Origin of the sequence: Roseovarius nitratireducens (genome assembly GCF_002925845.1) — a bacterium.
GTDB classification, from domain to species: domain Bacteria; phylum Pseudomonadota; class Alphaproteobacteria; order Rhodobacterales; family Rhodobacteraceae; genus Roseovarius; species Roseovarius nitratireducens.
Genome location: NZ_PDNI01000014.1, coordinates 18,361 through 33,989, shown reverse-complemented (window position 1 = coordinate 33,989; position 15,629 = coordinate 18,361). Strand labels below are relative to the sequence as shown.

The window sequence follows — 15,629 nt, the reverse complement described above, 5'->3', positions numbered from 1 at the left end:
CTCAGAGCCCGATTTGAAACTAATTGAGTGAGTTCAGCAGGTTGTGCTTCTGTTCGGTTGCAAAGCTGAACGGAGATCACGATGGCCTGGACCGAACTCACTCGCCGCCAGCATGCCCGAGCGGGTGGCAAATACGCAAGCGATCTGACAGACCCCGAATGGGCACTGATCGCGCCTTTCATGCCCGCACCCAAGATCACGGGCAGACCCCGCACGACAAGCTTGCGCGACGTGTTCGACGCGATCCTCTACATGGCGACGACCGGGTGCCAGTGGCGGATGCTGCCGAATGACTTTCCGCCGGTTTCGACGGTGCGGGGCTATTTCTATGCTTGGCGCAATGACGGTTTTCTCGATGAGATGAACTGCAAGCTGGTTGAAGCCGCGCGGCTGGCGGAGGGCCGCAAAGCCCAGCCGACGGCGGGGATTATCGATAGCCAGAGCATAAAAACCACGGAAAGCGGTGGGGTTAGCGGATATGATGCCGGAAAGCGGATCAAGGGGCGCAAGCGCCATATCGTCACTGACACGACCGGATTGCTCGTCGGGCTTGAGGTCCACAGCGCCGGGATTCAGGATCGTGACGGCGCGCCGGATTTGTTGAGAGCCGTTGCATCGCGCTACCCCATGCTGCGCCATGTCTTTGCGGATGGCGGTTATGCAGGACCCAAACTGCGCGATGCGCTGAAAGCCATCGGACGTTGGAGCGTCCAGATCGTCAAACGCTCCGACACCGCCGACGGGTTCGAGGTTCTGCCACACCGATGGGTGGTCGAGCGCACCCTTGCCTGGCTGGGCCGATGCCGCCGCCTGTCAAAGGATTGGGAGAAATCCATCGCCAGCGCAGAGGCGTGGATCACAATCGCCCACATTCGACGCGTCACACGCCATCTCGCAAGGGATTAATAATGCTCAGATAGTTTTGAATCAGACTCTCAGACGGTGCCCGCGCCGGGCCATAATCTGCCCTCGACCGAAACCAACCCCGCAGACCGCCGCGCCGCCGAGATCGTCGGCATCCAGCGTGACATCGTCAAGCGTCGGCGTCGCAAGATGCTGTTGCTGTTCTCGCGGCTCGCGGCCTTTGTCATCCTGCCCACCTTCCTCGCGGGCTATTACTTCGCCGTGATGGCGACGCCAATGTATTCGTCCAACTCGGCCTTCCTGATCCTGTCGGCCGATGGCAGCGGCGGCGGCAAGGGCGGGCTTGGCGGCCTCCTGCCCGGCCAGTTTGCCACCGGACAGGACGCTATCGCCACGCAAGAATACCTAGAATCCAAGGATGCGATGCTGCGCCTCGACCGCGAACAGGACTATCGCGCGCATTTCAGCCAGCCGTGGATCGACCCGATCCAGCGGCTTGACCCGGATGCCAGTACCGAGGACCTCTACAGCCTGTTCCGCAACCATGTGAAGATCGGCTACGATCCCACGGAAGGCGTGATGCGCATGGAGGTGATCGCCGCCGACCCCGAGACGAGCGTGCGCTTCAACCAGCAGCTCATCGCCTATGCCGAGGAGCGTGTGGACGAGCTTAGCCGCGACAAGCGCAACGACGCGGTGAAGACCGCCGCCGAGAGCCTCGAACAGGCCAAGGCTGACCGACGCGCGGCGCAGGAACGTCTCGTCGCGCTGCAGGAAGGCAGCATCCTCGATCCCGAGGGCGAGATCGCCAGCATCCGCAGCCTCATCAACACCGTCGAGCTGCAACTCCAGGAGAAAGAGCTCGCGCTCAGCGTGCAGAACAACAACCCGCGCCCCAACACCGCCAAGGTCGAGGCGCTCGAGAGCGAGATCAACGTATTGCGCGCCGAGCTTGAACGCCAGAAGCGCCGCCTGACCGATGCAGCCTCGGGCGAAAGATCGCTCGCCTCCAAGACCGCGGCGATCCAGATGGCGCAGGCCGATCTCGCCACCGCCGACCTCGTGCTGCAATCCGCGCTCGAAACCATGCGCATGTCCGAGATCGAGGCCAACAAGCAGGTGCGCTACCTCACCGTCAGCGCGCGCCCCGTCGTCCCGCAGGAAGCCGCCTATCCCAAGGTGTTCGAGAACACCGTTCTGGCCTTCCTGATCTTTTCTGGTATCTACCTGATGATCTCGCTTACGGCGTCCATTCTGCGCGAACAGGTGTCTTCCTGATATGCAACATGTCGACCTGAACGGCCAGACGCTCGGCAACGACCGGGCGCTCACGCTCATCGCCGGTCCGTGCCAGCTCGAATCCGCCGATCACGCCCAGATGATCGCGGGCAGTCTGCAAGAGGCGTGCCACGCCGCAGGCGCCGGGCTGATCTTCAAGGGCAGCTTTGACAAGGCCAACCGCACCTCGCTCACGGGGCGGCGCGGGCTCGGTCTCGACGAGGGTCTGAAGGTGCTGCAATCGGTGCGGGACACGCTCGGCGTTCCGGTGCTGACGGATGTACACCTGCCCGATCAATGCGCGACCGTGGCCGAGGTGGTCGACGTCCTTCAAATCCCCGCCTTCCTCTGCCGTCAGACCGACCTTCTGCTCGCGGCGGGCGAGACCGGGGCAGCGATCAACGTCAAGAAGGGCCAGTTCCTGGCGCCCTGGGACATGCCCAACGTGGTGGCCAAGATCGAATCGACCGGCAACCGCCGCATCCTGCTGACCGAGCGCGGCACCTCGTTCGGCTACAACACGCTGATCGCCGACATGCGCAGCCTGCCGCAGATGGCGCGCACCGGCTACCCGGTGGTGATGGACGCCACCCATTCGGTACAGCAGCCCGGCGGGCAGGGCGGCAGCAGCGGCGGGCAGCGCGAATTCGCCCCCGTCATGGCCCGCGCGGCCGTGGCGCTCGGCGTGGCGGGGGTGTTCATCGAGACCCACGAGGCGCCCGACACCGCCCCCTCGGATGGGCCCAACATGATCCCGCTCTCCGAAATGCCCGGCCTGATCGACACGCTGATGGCCTTCGACCGGCTGGCCAAGGCCCATCCGATCACCCTCTGACCGCAGACGAGTTCCTTTCATGACCAGACCCTTGCCCACCGTCACCCCCAACACGTGGGAGTTTCTCCGCGACCCGATGATCGCGCCCACGGGTTTCCGAGAATACGACGCGCGCTGGAAATATCCCGACGAGATCAACCTGCCCGGCATCACCGCGCTCGGCCTCGGCCTCGGTACGCAGATACGCGCGCACGGGATCGACCCGGTGATCGCGGTCGGCAACGATTACCGGGACTACTCGCTCGCCATCAAGAATGCGCTGATCCTCGGGCTGATGCAGGCGGGCATCCACGTGAAGGATATCGGCCCGTGCCTGTCGCCGATGGCCTATTTCGCGCAGTTCCACCTCGATGCTCCAGCGGTGGCGATGGTCACCGCCAGCCACAATCCCAATGGCTGGACCGGCGTCAAGATGGGGTTTGAGCGGCCCCTGACGCATGGCCCAGACGAGATGGCGGAATTACGCGATATCGTGCTGGAGGGACGCGGGCAGCCCCATGAGGGCGGCGGCTACGAATTCGTCGATGGCGTGCGCGAAGCCTATCTCGATGATCTTGCGGGCGATTTCCGCATGACCCGCAAGCTGCGCGTCGTCTGCGCCACCGGCAACGGCACGGCCTCGGCCTTTGCGCCGGAGTTGTTCGAGCGCATCGGGGTCGAGGTGATCCCCTCGCACAACCGGCTCGATTACACCTTCCCCCACTACAACCCCAACCCCGAGGCGATGGAGATGCTCCACGACATGGCCGCGACCGTGCGCGCCACCGACGCCGATTTCGCGCTCGGCTTCGACGGCGACGGGGACCGTTGCGGCGTGGTGGATGACGAAGGCGAGGAGATCTTTGCCGACAAGGTGGGGGTCATCTTGGCGCGGGACCTCAGCGCGCTCTACCCCAACGCCATCTTTGTCGCGGACGTGAAAAGCACCGGGCTCTTCGCCTCGGACCCGGTCCTGCGCCGGAACGGCGCCAAGGCCGATTACTGGAAAACCGGCCACAGCCACATGAAACGGCGCGTCAAGCAGCTCGGCGCGCTGGCAGGGTTCGAGAAATCAGGGCACTACTTCTTCGCCGAGCCGGTGGGGCGCGGCTACGATTGCGGGCTGCGCGCGGCGGTGGAAATCTGCAAGCTGATGGACCGCAATCCGTCCATGTCCATGTCGGACCAGCGCCGCGCGCTGCCGCAGACATGGTCCACCCCTACCATGTCGCCATATTGCGCCGATACAGAAAAATATAGCGTTCTCAAGAGGATAGTCGCGCGGCTCGTGGCGATGCAGGAGGCGGGCGAGACCGTGGCCGGGCGCCCCATCGCGGAGGTGGTCACCGTCAACGGCGCGCGGGTCATCCTCGACAACGGCTCATGGGGGTTGGTGCGGGCCTCAAGCAACACACCCAACCTCGTGGTGGTCTGCGAGAGCGGCGAGAGCGAGGCCGAGATGCGCGCGATCTTTGCCGATATCGACGCGGTGATCCGCACCGAGCCGGGTGTCGGCGCCTACGACCAGACGATCTGAAACAGCCCTGCGGACCGTCGGGGCGTGCACCAGATCCTCGGTGCCGGACCAGGTGCAGGCCATCTAGTTCACGTAATGCACCTGGTCGAATTCCCGCCGCCAACCTGTCGTTTCGGCGCGCGAACCTGCAGGTTCGGGGCTGCGCAGCGCGCGGGCGATTAACCGGGCCATAAGCGGGGCATGATCGGGTGTCACCCCGCGACGGACAAGCTCGGGCGTGCCGATGCGCAGGCCGTTCATGTCGCCCGATACCGCGGCTACGGGCAGACCGATGCCACAGGCGAGAAAACCGGCCTGCCGCAGGTGCCGCGCCGCCGCCTGCCCGCCGCCGAACGCGGCGGCCTCGAGCGCGAACTGGTGCGAGCGGGTGGCCACGCCCCGGGTCTTGAACACCGGCAGCCCCTCGGCCTCCATCGCGTCGGCCAGGGCCTGGGCCACGGCGACCATCTGCGCGGCGTAGGCGTGGCCGTGGGTTTTCCAGTCGCACAGCGTGATGGCGAGCGCGGCGGATTTGGCAGCGTCGAAATTGGCGGTGAGGCCGGGAAAGGCGATGGCGTCGAGCCGCTCGGCAAGACCCGCGTCGTTGGTGACGATGAGGCCGCCCGCCGGGCCGCCGAGGCTCTTGTAGGTGCTCATCGTCATCAGGTGCGCGCCCTCGGCCAAGGGGTTCTTCCACGCGCCCCCGGCGATGATGCCGCATTGATGCGCGGCGTCGAAGAGAAGATGCGCGCCGACCTCGTCGGCGATGCCGCGCACCTCGGCAACCGGGTGTTCCGCCAGGTTGAGCGAGGCCCCCAGCGTGATGAGCCGGGGCCGCGTCTCGTGGGCAAGGGCGCGCAGGGCGTCCACGTCCACGGTATAGCCGTCCGTCGCCACCGGGGCCTCGATGATGCGCAAGCCATAGAGCCCGGCACAGCCCGGCCCGTGGTGGGTGACATGCCCGCCGATGGCGGCGGGGGGCGCGATGATCGTGTCGCCTGGCTGGCAGGTGGCCATGAATCCCATGAGGTTGGCGATGGCGCCGGAGGGGGTGCGGATCTCGGCGTAGCGCGCGCCGAAAACCTGCGCCGCGAGCCCGGCCGCGATCACCTCGATCTCTTCGATCGCCTCCAGCCCGGTCTCGTACTTGTCGCCGGGGTAGCCCAGCGAGGGGCGCGAGCCGAGCCCCGAGGCAAGGAGCGCCTCGGCGCGGGGGTTCATCACGTTGGTGGCGGGATTGAGGTTGAAGCACTCGTCATCGTGGATGCGACGGTTCTCCACGGCCAGCGCCTCGATGCGGGTGGCGATGGTGTCCGCGTCCTGCGCGGCGGTGCGGGTGGCGATGGTCTGGACAAGGTCCTCGCAAGGGCCGGGCACCCAGTCGCGGCGGGCAAGGGGCATGGGGCGTCTCCTTTGGTGGTCGGGCGATACTCTGCGCGCGATGCGCGGCGGGCGCAAACCGGAAATGGCAGGGATGGGCATGGGTGCCGGTTCTGGCCTTGGGCGGTCGTTGCCGTGAGCCGCGCCATCGACAGGCCGCGGGCTGGCGATCCGCCGGAATTTCAGGGCGCTTTATGCCTGCCGAATCCGAAAAACCTGTAATCGGTGCGCGAGCTTAAACAAATCGCCAGTCCGGGGGGCGGCCTGGCGATGGCGCGGCGGGCTTCGCCCTCGATTCCGCGCCGGGGCCAAGACCGAACCGTCCGGCTCCAGGCCAATCGCAACCTTCACGGCGCGTTCGGCCACAGGCGGCTTCGTCCCGCGGAGCCGTTCCCGGGCCCTGATCCGGGCGATCAGGGATGCAGCAGAGGCAGGCGCGGCCCCATCCCGATGTCCCGGCGTTTCGTGCCGGGGAGACGCCAAACCGTACTGGCCATTCCCGTGCCGCTGCGTTATCTGGCACGGGTTGAGACAAGGGGGCGCGCGATGTCTGAGAGAGCCGCATTCGAGACGCCGGGGCCGGTGGAATCCGATCTGAGCCACGCGATCTCTCCGACCGAGGAGATCATCGCCGAGATCGCCGCGGGGCGGATGGTGATCCTCGTCGATCACGAGGACCGCGAGAACGAGGGCGACCTGGTGATCGCCGCCGAATTCACCACGCCGGAGGCGGTGAATTTCATGGCCACCCACGGGCGCGGCCTCATTTGCCTGCCGATGACACCGGAGCGGATCGACCGGCTGGGTCTGCCGATGATGGCGGTGAACAACTCTTCGCGCCACGAGACCGCGTTCACCGTCTCGATCGAGGCGCGCGAGGGCGTGAGCACCGGCATTTCCGCCCAAGACCGGGCGCTGACCATCGCCACCGCGATCAACGAGCAGAACACGCACGCCCATATCGCCACGCCGGGGCATGTTTTCCCGCTGCGCGCGCGGCGCGGCGGGGTGCTGGTGCGCGCAGGCCACACCGAGGCGGCGGTGGATATCGCGCGGCTGGCGGGGCTGAATCCGGCAGGCGTGATCTGCGAGATCATGAAGGAGGATGGCAGCATGGCGCGGCTGCCCGACCTGATCGAGTTCGCCACCGAGCATGGCCTCAAGATCGGCACCATCTCGGATCTGATCGCCTATCGCCACCGCCACGACAACCTGGTGATCGAAACCGGGCGCGAGCGCGTCACCTCGTGCCACGGCGGCGAATGGGACATGCGCATCTTCGCCGACCAGATCACCGGGACCGAGCATGTCGTGCTGACCAAGGGCAACGTGACCGACGGCGAACCCGTGCTGACGCGGGCGCACGCGCTCAACGCGCTGGAGGACGTGCTGGGCATCGGCGCGCAGGCGGGCCACGGCCCGGCGGGCAAGCTGCCGCGCGCGATGGAGATCATCGCCCGCGAGGGGCGCGGCGCGGTATTCCTGTTCCGGCAACCCCGGCCCAAGCTGGCGGGCGAGATGGCCGACGAGGATGCTCCGCGCACGATCAAGCATACCGGGCTTGGCGCGCAGATCATGGCGGTGCTGGGGATTCACCGGCTGGTGCTGCTGACCGACAGCCCCGATACGCGCTATCTGGGGCTCGATGCCTATGGCATCACCATCGAGGGCACGCACCCGCTGAGCGAGGAGTGAGGACATGGCCGAGCACGAATACACCATGCCGCGCGCCGAATTCGACGCGCCGGTGAAGCTGCTCATCGTGGTGGCGCCGTTCTACCGCGACATCGCCGACAACCTCATCAAGGGCGCGGTTGCCGAGATCGAGGCCGCGGGCGCGACCCACGAGATCGCCGAGGTGCCCGGCGCGCTGGAGCTGCCGACGGCCATCGGGATTGCCGAGCGGATGTCCAACTTTGACGGCTACGTGGCGTTGGGCTGCGTGATCCGGGGCGAGACCACGCATTACGAGACGGTGTGCAATGACAGCTCGCGCGGGCTGATGCTGTTGGGGTTGCAGGGCTTGTGCATCGGCAACGGTATCCTGACGGTGGAGAACCGCGCGCAGGCAGAGGTGCGCGCCGATCCGGGCGAGATGAACAAGGGCGCGGGCGCCGCGGCGGCGGCCTTGCATCTGGTGGCGCTGGCCCGTAAATGGGGCGGCCCGCGCAAGGGCGTGGGATTCAAGCCCGCGTCGGACGAATACCGGATCGCAGGCGAGACGAAGGACGACCCCAAGGCATGAGCGACGACAGCGCCCCGGCACGGCCGGGCAGACACAGCATGAAATCCGCGGCTCGGCTCTATGCCGTGCAGGCGCTCTACCAGATGGAGCAATCTGGACAGGGCAGCGACGCGGTGCGGCGCGAGTTTCTCGAGCATCGTTTCGGTGCCGAGATCGACGAGGGCGTGGAGATGGCCGAGGGCGATGCCGGGCTATTCGGGCTGATCCTCGACGAGGCGGTGAACTGGCAGGGCAAGATCGACCAGATGACCGATCGCGCGCTGGTGGCGAAATGGCCAATCGCGCGGATCGACCCGGTTCTGCGCGCGCTGTTTCGCGCCGCGGGGGCCGAGATGGGCCAGAAGGGCACGCCGCCCAAGGTGGTCATCATGGAATATGTCGAGGTGGCCAAGGCGTTCTATCCCGAGGGGCGCGAGCCGAAGTTCGTCAATGCCGTGCTCGACCACATGGCGCGCGAGGCGCGGCCCGAGGCGTTCTGAGGCGCTGACCGCCCGGTCAGCCGTTTTCGCGCAGGATGCCGCCCGCGAGGTAGAGCGAGCCGCAGATCAGGATGCGCGCGCGTGGCACCCGGGCGACGATATCTTCCACCGCCGCCAGCGCGCTTTCGGCCATCCCCGCGTCCATCCCGACGCCGCGCGCGGCCTGCGCCGTGGCATCGGCGGGCAGGGTGTTGGCCTCGCCGGGAATGGACACGGCGGTCAGGCCCTGCGCCACCCGCGCCAGCGGCGCGAGGTAGCCCGAGACATCCTTGGTGTTGAGCATCCCGCAGACGAGGTAGGTGGGTCGGGGGGCAAGGCCCGCGAGGTGCCGCGCCAGTGCGTGCCCGGCGGCGGGGTTGTGCCCGCCGTCGAGCCAAAGCTCCGCATCGCCCGCCGCGTCCACCAGCGGACCCCATGCCAGCTGCTGCATCCGCGCGGGCCACTCGGCCCGCGTGACCGCGCCTTCCAGCGCCGCCTCGCCCAGCCCCAGCGCCCGCAGTGAGGACAGCGCGATACCCGCATTCTCCACCTGGTGTGCGCCGGGCAGGTTCGGCAGCGGCAGGTCGCACAGGCCGTGCTCGTCCTGGTAGACGAGCCGCCCGCGCTCCTGCAGCACATGCCAGTGCTGGCCATGGGCCAGCAGCGGCGCGCCCAGCCGCGCGGCGCGCGCCTCGATCACGTCCATCGCCGCGTCGTCCTGCGGGCCGACGACGCACGGCACGAGGCGCTTGATAATCCCCGCCTTCTCGCCCGCGATCGCGGCCAGCGTGTCGCCGAGGAAGCCTTCGTGATCCATCGACACCGGGGTGATGACCGTGAGCGCGGGCCGTGCGATCACGTTGGTCGCATCGAGCCGTCCGCCGAGCCCCACCTCCAACAGCGTGTAATCCGCCTCGACCCGCGACATGGCGAGGAGGGCTGCACAGGTGGTGATCTCGAAATATGTGATCGGCACGCCGCCATTAGCGGCCTCGCATTCGTCGAGCACCGCCGTCAGGTGATCCTCGGCGATCAGATCCCCGGCCAGCCGGATGCGTTCATGAAAGCGCGCGAGATGCGGCGAGGTATAGGCGTGGCAGGTCTTTCCCGCCGCCTCGATCCCTGCCCGGATCATGGCGAGCGTCGAGCCCTTGCCGTTGGTGCCCGCGATGTGGATCACCGGCGGCAGCCGATCCTGCGGATTGCCCAGCGCATCAAGAAGCCGCCACACGCGGTCAAGCGTCAGGTCGATGATCTTGGGGTGCAGCGCCATCATCCGCGACAGGATGAGGTCCGATGTGGCCGCGCTCATTTTTCCGCGTCGTCCGTGGCCTGTGCCTCGATGGCGAGCGGCGCGGGTGCGGGCAGGTCTGCCTTCACCGCGGGCGGCAGGCCCATCAGCATGCGGGTGATGGTGATCAGGTCATCGCGCAACTCGGTGCGCGGCGTCACCCGGTCGAGCATCCCGTGTTCAAGCAGGTATTCGGCGCGCTGAAAGCCCTCGGGCAGCTTCTCCCGGATGGTCTGTTCGATCACCCGCGGCCCGGCGAAACAGATCAGCGCGTTCGGCTCGGCGATGTGCACATCGCCCAGCATGGCGTAGGAGGCGGTGACGCCGCCGGTGGTGGGATGGGTCAGCACCACGATGTAGGGCAGCCCGGCCTCGCGCAGCATCTGCACCGCCACGGTGGTGCGCGGCATCTGCATGAGCGACAGGATGCCCTCCTGCATTCGCGCGCCGCCCGCCGCGGAAAACAGGATCAGCGGGCGCTTGAGCTGCACCGCCTGCTCGGCGGCGGCGATGATCGCGTTGCCCACATACATGCCCATCGACCCGGCCATGAAGCTGAAGTCCTGCGCCGCCGCGACGATCGGCGTGCGGCCGATCTCTCCGGTGGCGACGAGCATCGCCTCCTTCTCGCCGGTGGCCTTTTGCGCGGCGCGCAGCCGGTCGGGGTATTTCTTCTGGTCGCGGAATTGCAGCGGGTCGGGCGTGGGCGCGGGCACCGCAACCTCGGTGAACACGCCCCCGTCGAACAGCGCGGCAAAGCGCGCGCGCGGCGTGATCCCCATGTGGTGGCCGCAACTGGTGCAGACGTTGAGATTGCCCGCCAATTCGCGGTGAAACAGCATCGTTCCGCACTCGTCGCATTTCGTCCACAGGTTCTCGGGCATCTCGCGGCGCGAGAAGATCGAGTTGATGCGCGGGCGCACGTAATTGGTGATCCAGTTCATCGCGGGCCGGGTCCTGTCGCTGATCCTGCCCTCACTTAAGCGGGCGGCGCACGAAATGCAATCAGCCGCGCAGGGCCAGCCGGATCGCCAGCCAGCTACAGAGCAGCATCAGGAGATCCGTGGGCAGGACCGCCAGAACCGCGCCCTCTTCGCCCAGCGAGAAGGGAAAGACATAGAGCGCCAGCCCGTCGAACCGTCCCTTCGGCGCGGCCACGAGGATGGCACTGAAATTGTTGACGAAATGCAGCGCCGTAGCCGGCCCCAGCGTGCCGAACCGTGCGGTCAGATCGGCGGCGGCCAGCCCGAACCCCGTGGCCCAGACCATCACCAGCCAGCCATTCGCGCCATAGGTAGCACTGTCGAAATGCAGCAGCCCGAAGCCGAGCGCGGGCAGCGACATCCAGATCACCGGCGAGGTGAAGCGCGCGGCAAGCTGGGTTTGCAGGTAGCCTCGAAACGCTACCTCCTCGGCGAAGACCTGGCAAAACAGCCCGACAATCCCCAACGGCAGCAACATTGCCCATGTCGCGGCGGCGAGGTTGCGCTCGAGCGCCATCGCCTCGGGCAGGGGCACGAGGGCAATGATGGCGTGGAGCGCCGCAACCGCGAGCAACGCCCGCCCGAACTGCCGCGTCGCGCGCGGCAGCGGCCCCACGACGCTCATGAGGCCCCGCCGGTGCACCGCGCGCAGGCTGAGTGCCAGCGCCACGATCAGCAGGCCGAAGGTGGCGAGATTGATCAGCACGCCCGTGGGCGTCGTCGCCGTCTCGACCCCGGGCACGATCCGGGCCCAGCCCTCGGCGCCGAATATCGCCGGCAACAGCCCCGACCACACGATGCTCAACAGAAAGAACAGGGCCACGGTCAGGCAGATACCCGCCCCCAGCCGCCCCAGTCCTGCGGAGGGGCGGGCGGGGGCGACCAGGATCTCGTGGGCGGCGTAACGCATGGCGGGCACGCTAGCGGGGTGCGGGTGGGGGTGCAATCGGCTTGCCCCGCGCCGCGCGCTGGCCTAGACCGGATGCCAGCCGAAAATCGCCAGCCAATCCCGAGAGGCCCCAGATGACCCGCTTCGACAAGTCCAAACTGCCCAGCCGCTACGTGACCGAGGGCTCCGCGCGCGCCCCGCACCGGTCCTACTACTACGCGATGGGCATGACCGAGACCGAGATCCATCAGCCCCTCGTCGGCGTCGCCACCTGCTGGAACGAGGCCGCACCGTGCAACATCGCGCTCAGCCGCCAGGCGCAGGCCGTCAAGGGCGGCGTCAAGGAGGCGCACGGCACCCCGCGCGAGTTTACCACCATCACCGTCACCGACGGCATCGCGATGGGCCACGAGGGGATGCGCTCGAGCCTCGCCAGCCGCGAGGCCATCGCCGACACGGTGGAGCTGACCATGCGCGGGCATTGCTACGACGCGCTGGTGGGGCTGGCAGGCTGCGACAAATCGCTGCCCGGGATGATGATGGCCATGGTGCGGCTCAACGTGCCGTCGGTGTTCATCTATGGCGGCTCGATCCTGCCGGGCCGCGCGCCGCAGGTAGACGAGATTCCCGAGGATTTCCGCTCGCGCGATCTGACCGTGCAGGATATGTTCGAGGCGGTCGGCCGCAACCAGAACGGCACGCTGTCGGATGCCGCGCTCGAGATGCTCGAACGCGTGGCCTGCCCCTCGGCGGGGGCCTGTGGCGGACAGTTCACCGCCAACACGATGGCCTGCGTTTCCGAGGCGATCGGGCTGGCGCTGATGAATTCCTCCGGTATGCCCGCCCCCTACGAGAGCCGCGACCAGTATGGCGAGGCGTCTGGCCGCGCGGTGATGGAGCTGTTGGCGAACAACATCCGCGCGCGCGACGTGGTCACCCGCAAGAGCCTGGAGAACGCGGCGCGCGTGGTGGCCTGTACCGGCGGCAGCACCAATGCCGGGCTGCACCTGCCCGCGATCGCCCACGAGGCGGGGATCGACTTCTTCCTCGAAGATGTCTGCGAAATCTTCCGCGACACACCGTATTTCGTCGATCTGAAGCCGGGCGGGCAATTTGTCGCCAAGGATCTCTTTGACGCGGGCGGCATCCCCGTGGTGATGAAGGAGTTGCGCAAGGCGGGGCTCATCCACGAGGATTGCATCACCGCCTCCGGCCGCTCCATCGGCGAGGAACTCGAGCTTATCACGCGCGAGGCCGATGGCCGCGTCATCCACACCATCGACGCCCCCCTCACGAAAACCGGCGGCGTCGTCGGGCTCAAGGGCAACCTTGCGCCCGAGGGGGCCATCGTCAAGGTCGCGGGTATTGCGCCCGAGCACCAGGTCTTTACCGGCCCGGCGCGCGTGTTCGAATGCGAGGAGGACGCCTTTGCCGCCGTCAAGGCGCGCAGCTACGAAGAGGGAGAGGTGATCGTCATCCGCAACGAGGGGCCCGCGGGCGGGCCGGGGATGCGCGAAATGCTGTCGACCACCGCCGCCCTTTCGGGGCAGGGCATGGGCAAGAAGGTGGCGCTTATCACCGATGGCCGCTTCTCGGGCGCGACGCGCGGCTTCTGCGTGGGCCATGTCGGCCCCGAGGCCGCGCAGGGCGGGCCCATCGCGCTGATCGAGACGGGCGACACGATCACCATCGACGCGATCAAGGGGCAACTGTCGGTCGATCTGTCGGACGAGGAGCTTGCCCGCCGTCGCGAGGCATGGACCGGCCCGCGCAAGACGATCTATACCGCCGGTGCGCTGTGGAAATACGCGCAGCTCGTGGGGCCGACCTACAAGGGCGCTGTCACCCATCCCGGCGCGCAGGCCGAATCCCATGTCTACATGGATATCTGAGCCCGGCGCGCGGCGCGCCCTCGCCTGCGCCGCGCTTCTGATCGCGCTGCCCGGATGTCTCGGCCCCGTCGCCGATAGCCCGCAACGCCCGGTAACGGAGATCGTGCTTGGCGCTGGCGCGGTGCGGGTGAGCGCGCCGCGCGGTTATTGCATCGATGACGGCAGCCTGCGCAGCCTCGCCGGTGGCGGCGGCTTTGCGCTGCTGGCCCCGTGCGCGCAACTGACCGGCACGCCGGGCCTGACCGCGGCGCCGGCGCTGATGACCGTCTCGGTCATGCGGCAGGCCGGTGACGCGGCCCCGCCCGACGCCGAGGGCCTCGCCGCCGCCATAGCCCCGGCGCCGGTGGGCGCACAGGGGCAGGAGGCGGGTCTTGCCTATGTGCAGGTGATGCAGGGCGGCGAGGCGGTGCTGCCCGGCGGCGACCCGCGCCACTGGCGCGGCGCGCGCTTGGTCGGCGGGCACCTCGCGAGCCTCTCGCTCTACGCCCCCGAGGGCAGCGCGCTTGCCGGGCGCGAGGGCCGCCTGCTGCTCGCCGATCTCGCAGCCGGGCTGTCCGGACGGGCGGCTGAGGCACCGGCAGAAGCGGATACCGATGCAGAGGCCGAGGCGGAGACCGGGGCGGAGACGACTGCGGCGAAGACACAACGCCGCGGCTTCTTCGCGCGATTGTTTCCCGTTTCGGATTAATGCTATGCACATTCCTGTCATGGTAACGTCGCGGCCTCTGCCGTGCGCGACAGGGTATTCAAAGGTGCGCCCCGCATGAAACTGCTCGACACCGTCCTGCATCGCCGCGCGATGCGTGCCTGGCGCAGGGCCGCCCGCGGCGCCCCAGACATGAGCCTCGACGAGCTGCGCCGCATCCGCTCGGGGGGCGCACGGCTCTTGCATTTCCTGCAAGAGGCGCTCGCCGTGGCCGACCACCGCCTTGCCCTGCCGGTCGTGGGCTCGAACGCCTTTCCCCGGCCCCACGGCACCGACTGGTCGTGGCGGCCCGAGATCTGGCGCCTGCCGCTGCCCGTGCCGGGCCTGGCCGCGGTGCAATCGGGCACGACGCTGGGACGCGGGGTGACATTATTTCACGATTGCGCCCATTCCGAATTGTCGCTGCGGCAGGTGCGCAACACCCGCGAATCCGATCTCGCGCCCTATGGGTTGCGCATGGACACGTTCGCCTTCGACGGCTCGTTCCTGTCGCTGGCGATCGACCTGCCGCCAGAGGCGATCGAGGGCATGACCAAGCGTCACCTCGTGCGGCTCGACACCATCATCGACATGGAAAAGCCGCTGGAAATCTTTGCCCGGCTCAATGTCCGCCACGGCCCCAATACCGAGCAGATCATCCGCAAACTGCCGCTTGACGCGCAGGAGAACACGGTCGAATTCGACCTCGCCTATTCCAGCCTCAACGAGAAACGGCTCGAACGCGCGTGGATCGACCTGATCTTCGAGAACCCGGCGATGAGCCAGGTCACGCTGCGCGACGTCACCTTCAGCCGCCGCCTGCGCGCGGCTCTCTGACAAAGGACACCGCAATGAGCGACTGGACCCTGACCAAGACCCGGCTGTTCGAAGGCGTCTGGGAGGGCGTGCTTGCCGGCGCCGAGCCCGGTGCCGCGCCCCCCGAGATCGAGGTGACGCACCAGCAGGAGCCGCTCGCCGGGGTCGAGGTGATCGCCCGCCCCGACAGCGCCGACTGGGTACTGCGCGTGCCGGTGCCCGCCGACCGGATCGCCGACGGGGTGCAGACCTTCGTGATCCGCGACCGGGACAGCGGCACGGTGCTTGACAGCTTCGCGCTGGTGGCGGGCGACGCGCTCGCCTACGACCTGCGGGCCGAGATCGCACTCCTGCGCGAGGAACTGGACCTGCTCAAACGCGCGTTCCGGCGGCACTGCCTCGAAACGATGTAGGCCGGTGGCAGAGGCCGTGGCGCCCGCAAAGCGGCGTGCATGGTCGGAATCGGCCAGGGGCGACCGCCGGGATGAACCGCGCCAGGCGAAAACCCGCGCACATAC

The 15,629-nt window shown here is 67.8% G+C and carries 15 protein-coding genes; 11 read left to right on the top strand and 4 right to left on the bottom strand.

The annotated features are described in order from the left end of the window. Positions 1–81: 81 nt before the first annotated feature. From CRJ03_RS01600 to CRJ03_RS01585, 4 genes are read left to right on the top strand one after another with little or no spacing between them, the layout of a single operon-like run. Positions 82–906 carry an IS5 family transposase gene (locus CRJ03_RS01600; RefSeq protein ID WP_104017135.1) on the top strand — a complete coding sequence of 275 codons (825 nt, stop codon included), beginning with the start codon at positions 82–84 and terminating at the stop codon, positions 904–906. A 36-nt stretch (positions 907–942) separates the two neighbouring features. Continuing rightward, positions 943–2,142, top strand: coding sequence for a KpsE/RkpR family capsule polysaccharide export protein (locus tag CRJ03_RS01595; protein WP_338066324.1), 1,200 nt, complete (start codon positions 943–945; stop codon positions 2,140–2,142). Position 2,143: 1 nt separating this feature from the next. Next, positions 2,144–2,977: a 3-deoxy-8-phosphooctulonate synthase gene (gene kdsA, locus CRJ03_RS01590; RefSeq protein WP_104017174.1), complete on the top strand. Its 834-nt coding sequence runs from the start codon at positions 2,144–2,146 to the stop codon at positions 2,975–2,977. A gap of 19 nt (positions 2,978–2,996) precedes the next feature. Next, entirely contained in the window at positions 2,997–4,493 is a 1,497-nt protein-coding gene (locus CRJ03_RS01585; RefSeq protein ID WP_104017173.1) for a phosphomannomutase/phosphoglucomutase, read from the top strand. Positions 4,494–4,556: 63 nt separating this feature from the next. On the opposite strand, the gene glyA is transcribed toward CRJ03_RS01585, so the two are convergent. Then, positions 4,557–5,873 (bottom strand): serine hydroxymethyltransferase, encoded by a 1,317-nt coding sequence (glyA, locus tag CRJ03_RS01580; RefSeq protein WP_104017172.1) that lies wholly within the window; start codon positions 5,871–5,873, stop codon positions 4,557–4,559. A 525-nt stretch (positions 5,874–6,398) separates the two neighbouring features. On the opposite strand from glyA, the gene ribB reads away from it, so the two are divergent. Genes ribB through nusB form a run of 3 tightly spaced genes read left to right on the top strand, consistent with a single transcriptional unit; the run spans position 6,399 to position 8,576 of the window. Then, the gene (ribB, locus tag CRJ03_RS01575) at positions 6,399–7,547 is read left to right on the top strand and encodes a 3,4-dihydroxy-2-butanone-4-phosphate synthase (protein ID WP_104017171.1); all 1,149 of its coding nucleotides are present in this window, start codon (positions 6,399–6,401) and stop codon (positions 7,545–7,547) included. A 4-nt stretch (positions 7,548–7,551) separates the two neighbouring features. Next, positions 7,552–8,097, top strand: coding sequence for a 6,7-dimethyl-8-ribityllumazine synthase (locus tag CRJ03_RS01570; RefSeq protein WP_104017170.1), 546 nt, complete (start codon positions 7,552–7,554; stop codon positions 8,095–8,097). Continuing rightward, entirely contained in the window at positions 8,094–8,576 is a 483-nt protein-coding gene (gene nusB, locus CRJ03_RS01565; RefSeq protein WP_104017169.1) for a transcription antitermination factor NusB, read from the top strand. Before CRJ03_RS01570 ends, nusB begins: the two co-directional genes overlap by 4 nt. A gap of 16 nt (positions 8,577–8,592) precedes the next feature. On the opposite strand, the gene CRJ03_RS01560 is transcribed toward nusB, so the two are convergent. From CRJ03_RS01560 to CRJ03_RS01550, 3 genes are all read right to left on the bottom strand, one after another. Further along, positions 8,593–9,867 carry a bifunctional folylpolyglutamate synthase/dihydrofolate synthase gene (locus tag CRJ03_RS01560; protein ID WP_104017168.1) on the bottom strand — a complete coding sequence of 425 codons (1,275 nt, stop codon included), beginning with the start codon at positions 9,865–9,867 and terminating at the stop codon, positions 8,593–8,595. After that, positions 9,864–10,790, bottom strand: coding sequence for an acetyl-CoA carboxylase, carboxyltransferase subunit beta (gene accD / locus CRJ03_RS01555; protein ID WP_104017167.1), 927 nt, complete (start codon positions 10,788–10,790; stop codon positions 9,864–9,866). The genes CRJ03_RS01560 and accD overlap by 4 nt, the downstream gene beginning before the upstream one ends. Positions 10,791–10,851: 61 nt before the next feature. Continuing rightward, the gene (locus tag CRJ03_RS01550) at positions 10,852–11,739 is read right to left on the bottom strand and encodes a CPBP family intramembrane glutamic endopeptidase (RefSeq protein WP_104017166.1); all 888 of its coding nucleotides are present in this window, start codon (positions 11,737–11,739) and stop codon (positions 10,852–10,854) included. Between the two features lie 113 nt (positions 11,740–11,852). Here CRJ03_RS01550 and ilvD point away from each other — a divergent pair, with 113 nt between their 5' ends. The 4 genes from ilvD to CRJ03_RS01530 all read left to right on the top strand — a co-directional run bounded on the left by ilvD (position 11,853) and on the right by CRJ03_RS01530 (position 15,524). After that, positions 11,853–13,610: a dihydroxy-acid dehydratase gene (gene ilvD, locus CRJ03_RS01545; RefSeq protein ID WP_104017165.1), complete on the top strand. Its 1,758-nt coding sequence runs from the start codon at positions 11,853–11,855 to the stop codon at positions 13,608–13,610. Then, positions 13,591–14,298, top strand: a complete 708-nt coding sequence (locus CRJ03_RS01540; RefSeq protein ID WP_104017164.1) for a hypothetical protein — start codon at positions 13,591–13,593, stop codon at positions 14,296–14,298. The genes ilvD and CRJ03_RS01540 overlap by 20 nt, the downstream gene beginning before the upstream one ends. A gap of 75 nt (positions 14,299–14,373) precedes the next feature. Further along, positions 14,374–15,132, top strand: a complete 759-nt coding sequence (locus CRJ03_RS01535) for a DUF6478 family protein (protein WP_104017163.1) — start codon at positions 14,374–14,376, stop codon at positions 15,130–15,132. Positions 15,133–15,146: 14 nt separating this feature from the next. Continuing rightward, positions 15,147–15,524 (top strand): hypothetical protein, encoded by a 378-nt coding sequence (locus CRJ03_RS01530; protein WP_104017162.1) that lies wholly within the window; start codon positions 15,147–15,149, stop codon positions 15,522–15,524. The last annotated feature ends 105 nt before the right edge of the window (positions 15,525–15,629 follow it).

Bases quoted from the DNA above. Each gene is read 5' to 3' on its own strand.
- CRJ03_RS01600 (WP_104017135.1), top strand. From the start codon at position 82: ATGGCCTGGACCGAACTCACTCGCCGCCAGCATGCCCGAGCGGGTGGC.
- kdsA (WP_104017174.1), top strand. From the start codon at position 2,144: ATGCAACATGTCGACCTGAACGGCCAGACGCTCGGCAACGACCGGGCG.
- CRJ03_RS01585 (WP_104017173.1), top strand. From the start codon at position 2,997: ATGACCAGACCCTTGCCCACCGTCACCCCCAACACGTGGGAGTTTCTC.
- glyA (WP_104017172.1), bottom strand. From the start codon at position 5,873: ATGCCCCTTGCCCGCCGCGACTGGGTGCCCGGCCCTTGCGAGGACCTT.
- ribB (WP_104017171.1), top strand. From the start codon at position 6,399: ATGTCTGAGAGAGCCGCATTCGAGACGCCGGGGCCGGTGGAATCCGAT.
- CRJ03_RS01570 (WP_104017170.1), top strand. From the start codon at position 7,552: ATGGCCGAGCACGAATACACCATGCCGCGCGCCGAATTCGACGCGCCG.
- nusB (WP_104017169.1), top strand. From the start codon at position 8,094: ATGAGCGACGACAGCGCCCCGGCACGGCCGGGCAGACACAGCATGAAA.
- CRJ03_RS01560 (WP_104017168.1), bottom strand. From the start codon at position 9,867: ATGAGCGCGGCCACATCGGACCTCATCCTGTCGCGGATGATGGCGCTG.
- accD (WP_104017167.1), bottom strand. From the start codon at position 10,790: ATGAACTGGATCACCAATTACGTGCGCCCGCGCATCAACTCGATCTTC.
- CRJ03_RS01550 (WP_104017166.1), bottom strand. From the start codon at position 11,739: ATGCGTTACGCCGCCCACGAGATCCTGGTCGCCCCCGCCCGCCCCTCC.
- ilvD (WP_104017165.1), top strand. From the start codon at position 11,853: ATGACCCGCTTCGACAAGTCCAAACTGCCCAGCCGCTACGTGACCGAG.
- CRJ03_RS01540 (WP_104017164.1), top strand. From the start codon at position 13,591: ATGTCTACATGGATATCTGAGCCCGGCGCGCGGCGCGCCCTCGCCTGC.
- CRJ03_RS01535 (WP_104017163.1), top strand. From the start codon at position 14,374: ATGAAACTGCTCGACACCGTCCTGCATCGCCGCGCGATGCGTGCCTGG.
- CRJ03_RS01530 (WP_104017162.1), top strand. From the start codon at position 15,147: ATGAGCGACTGGACCCTGACCAAGACCCGGCTGTTCGAAGGCGTCTGG.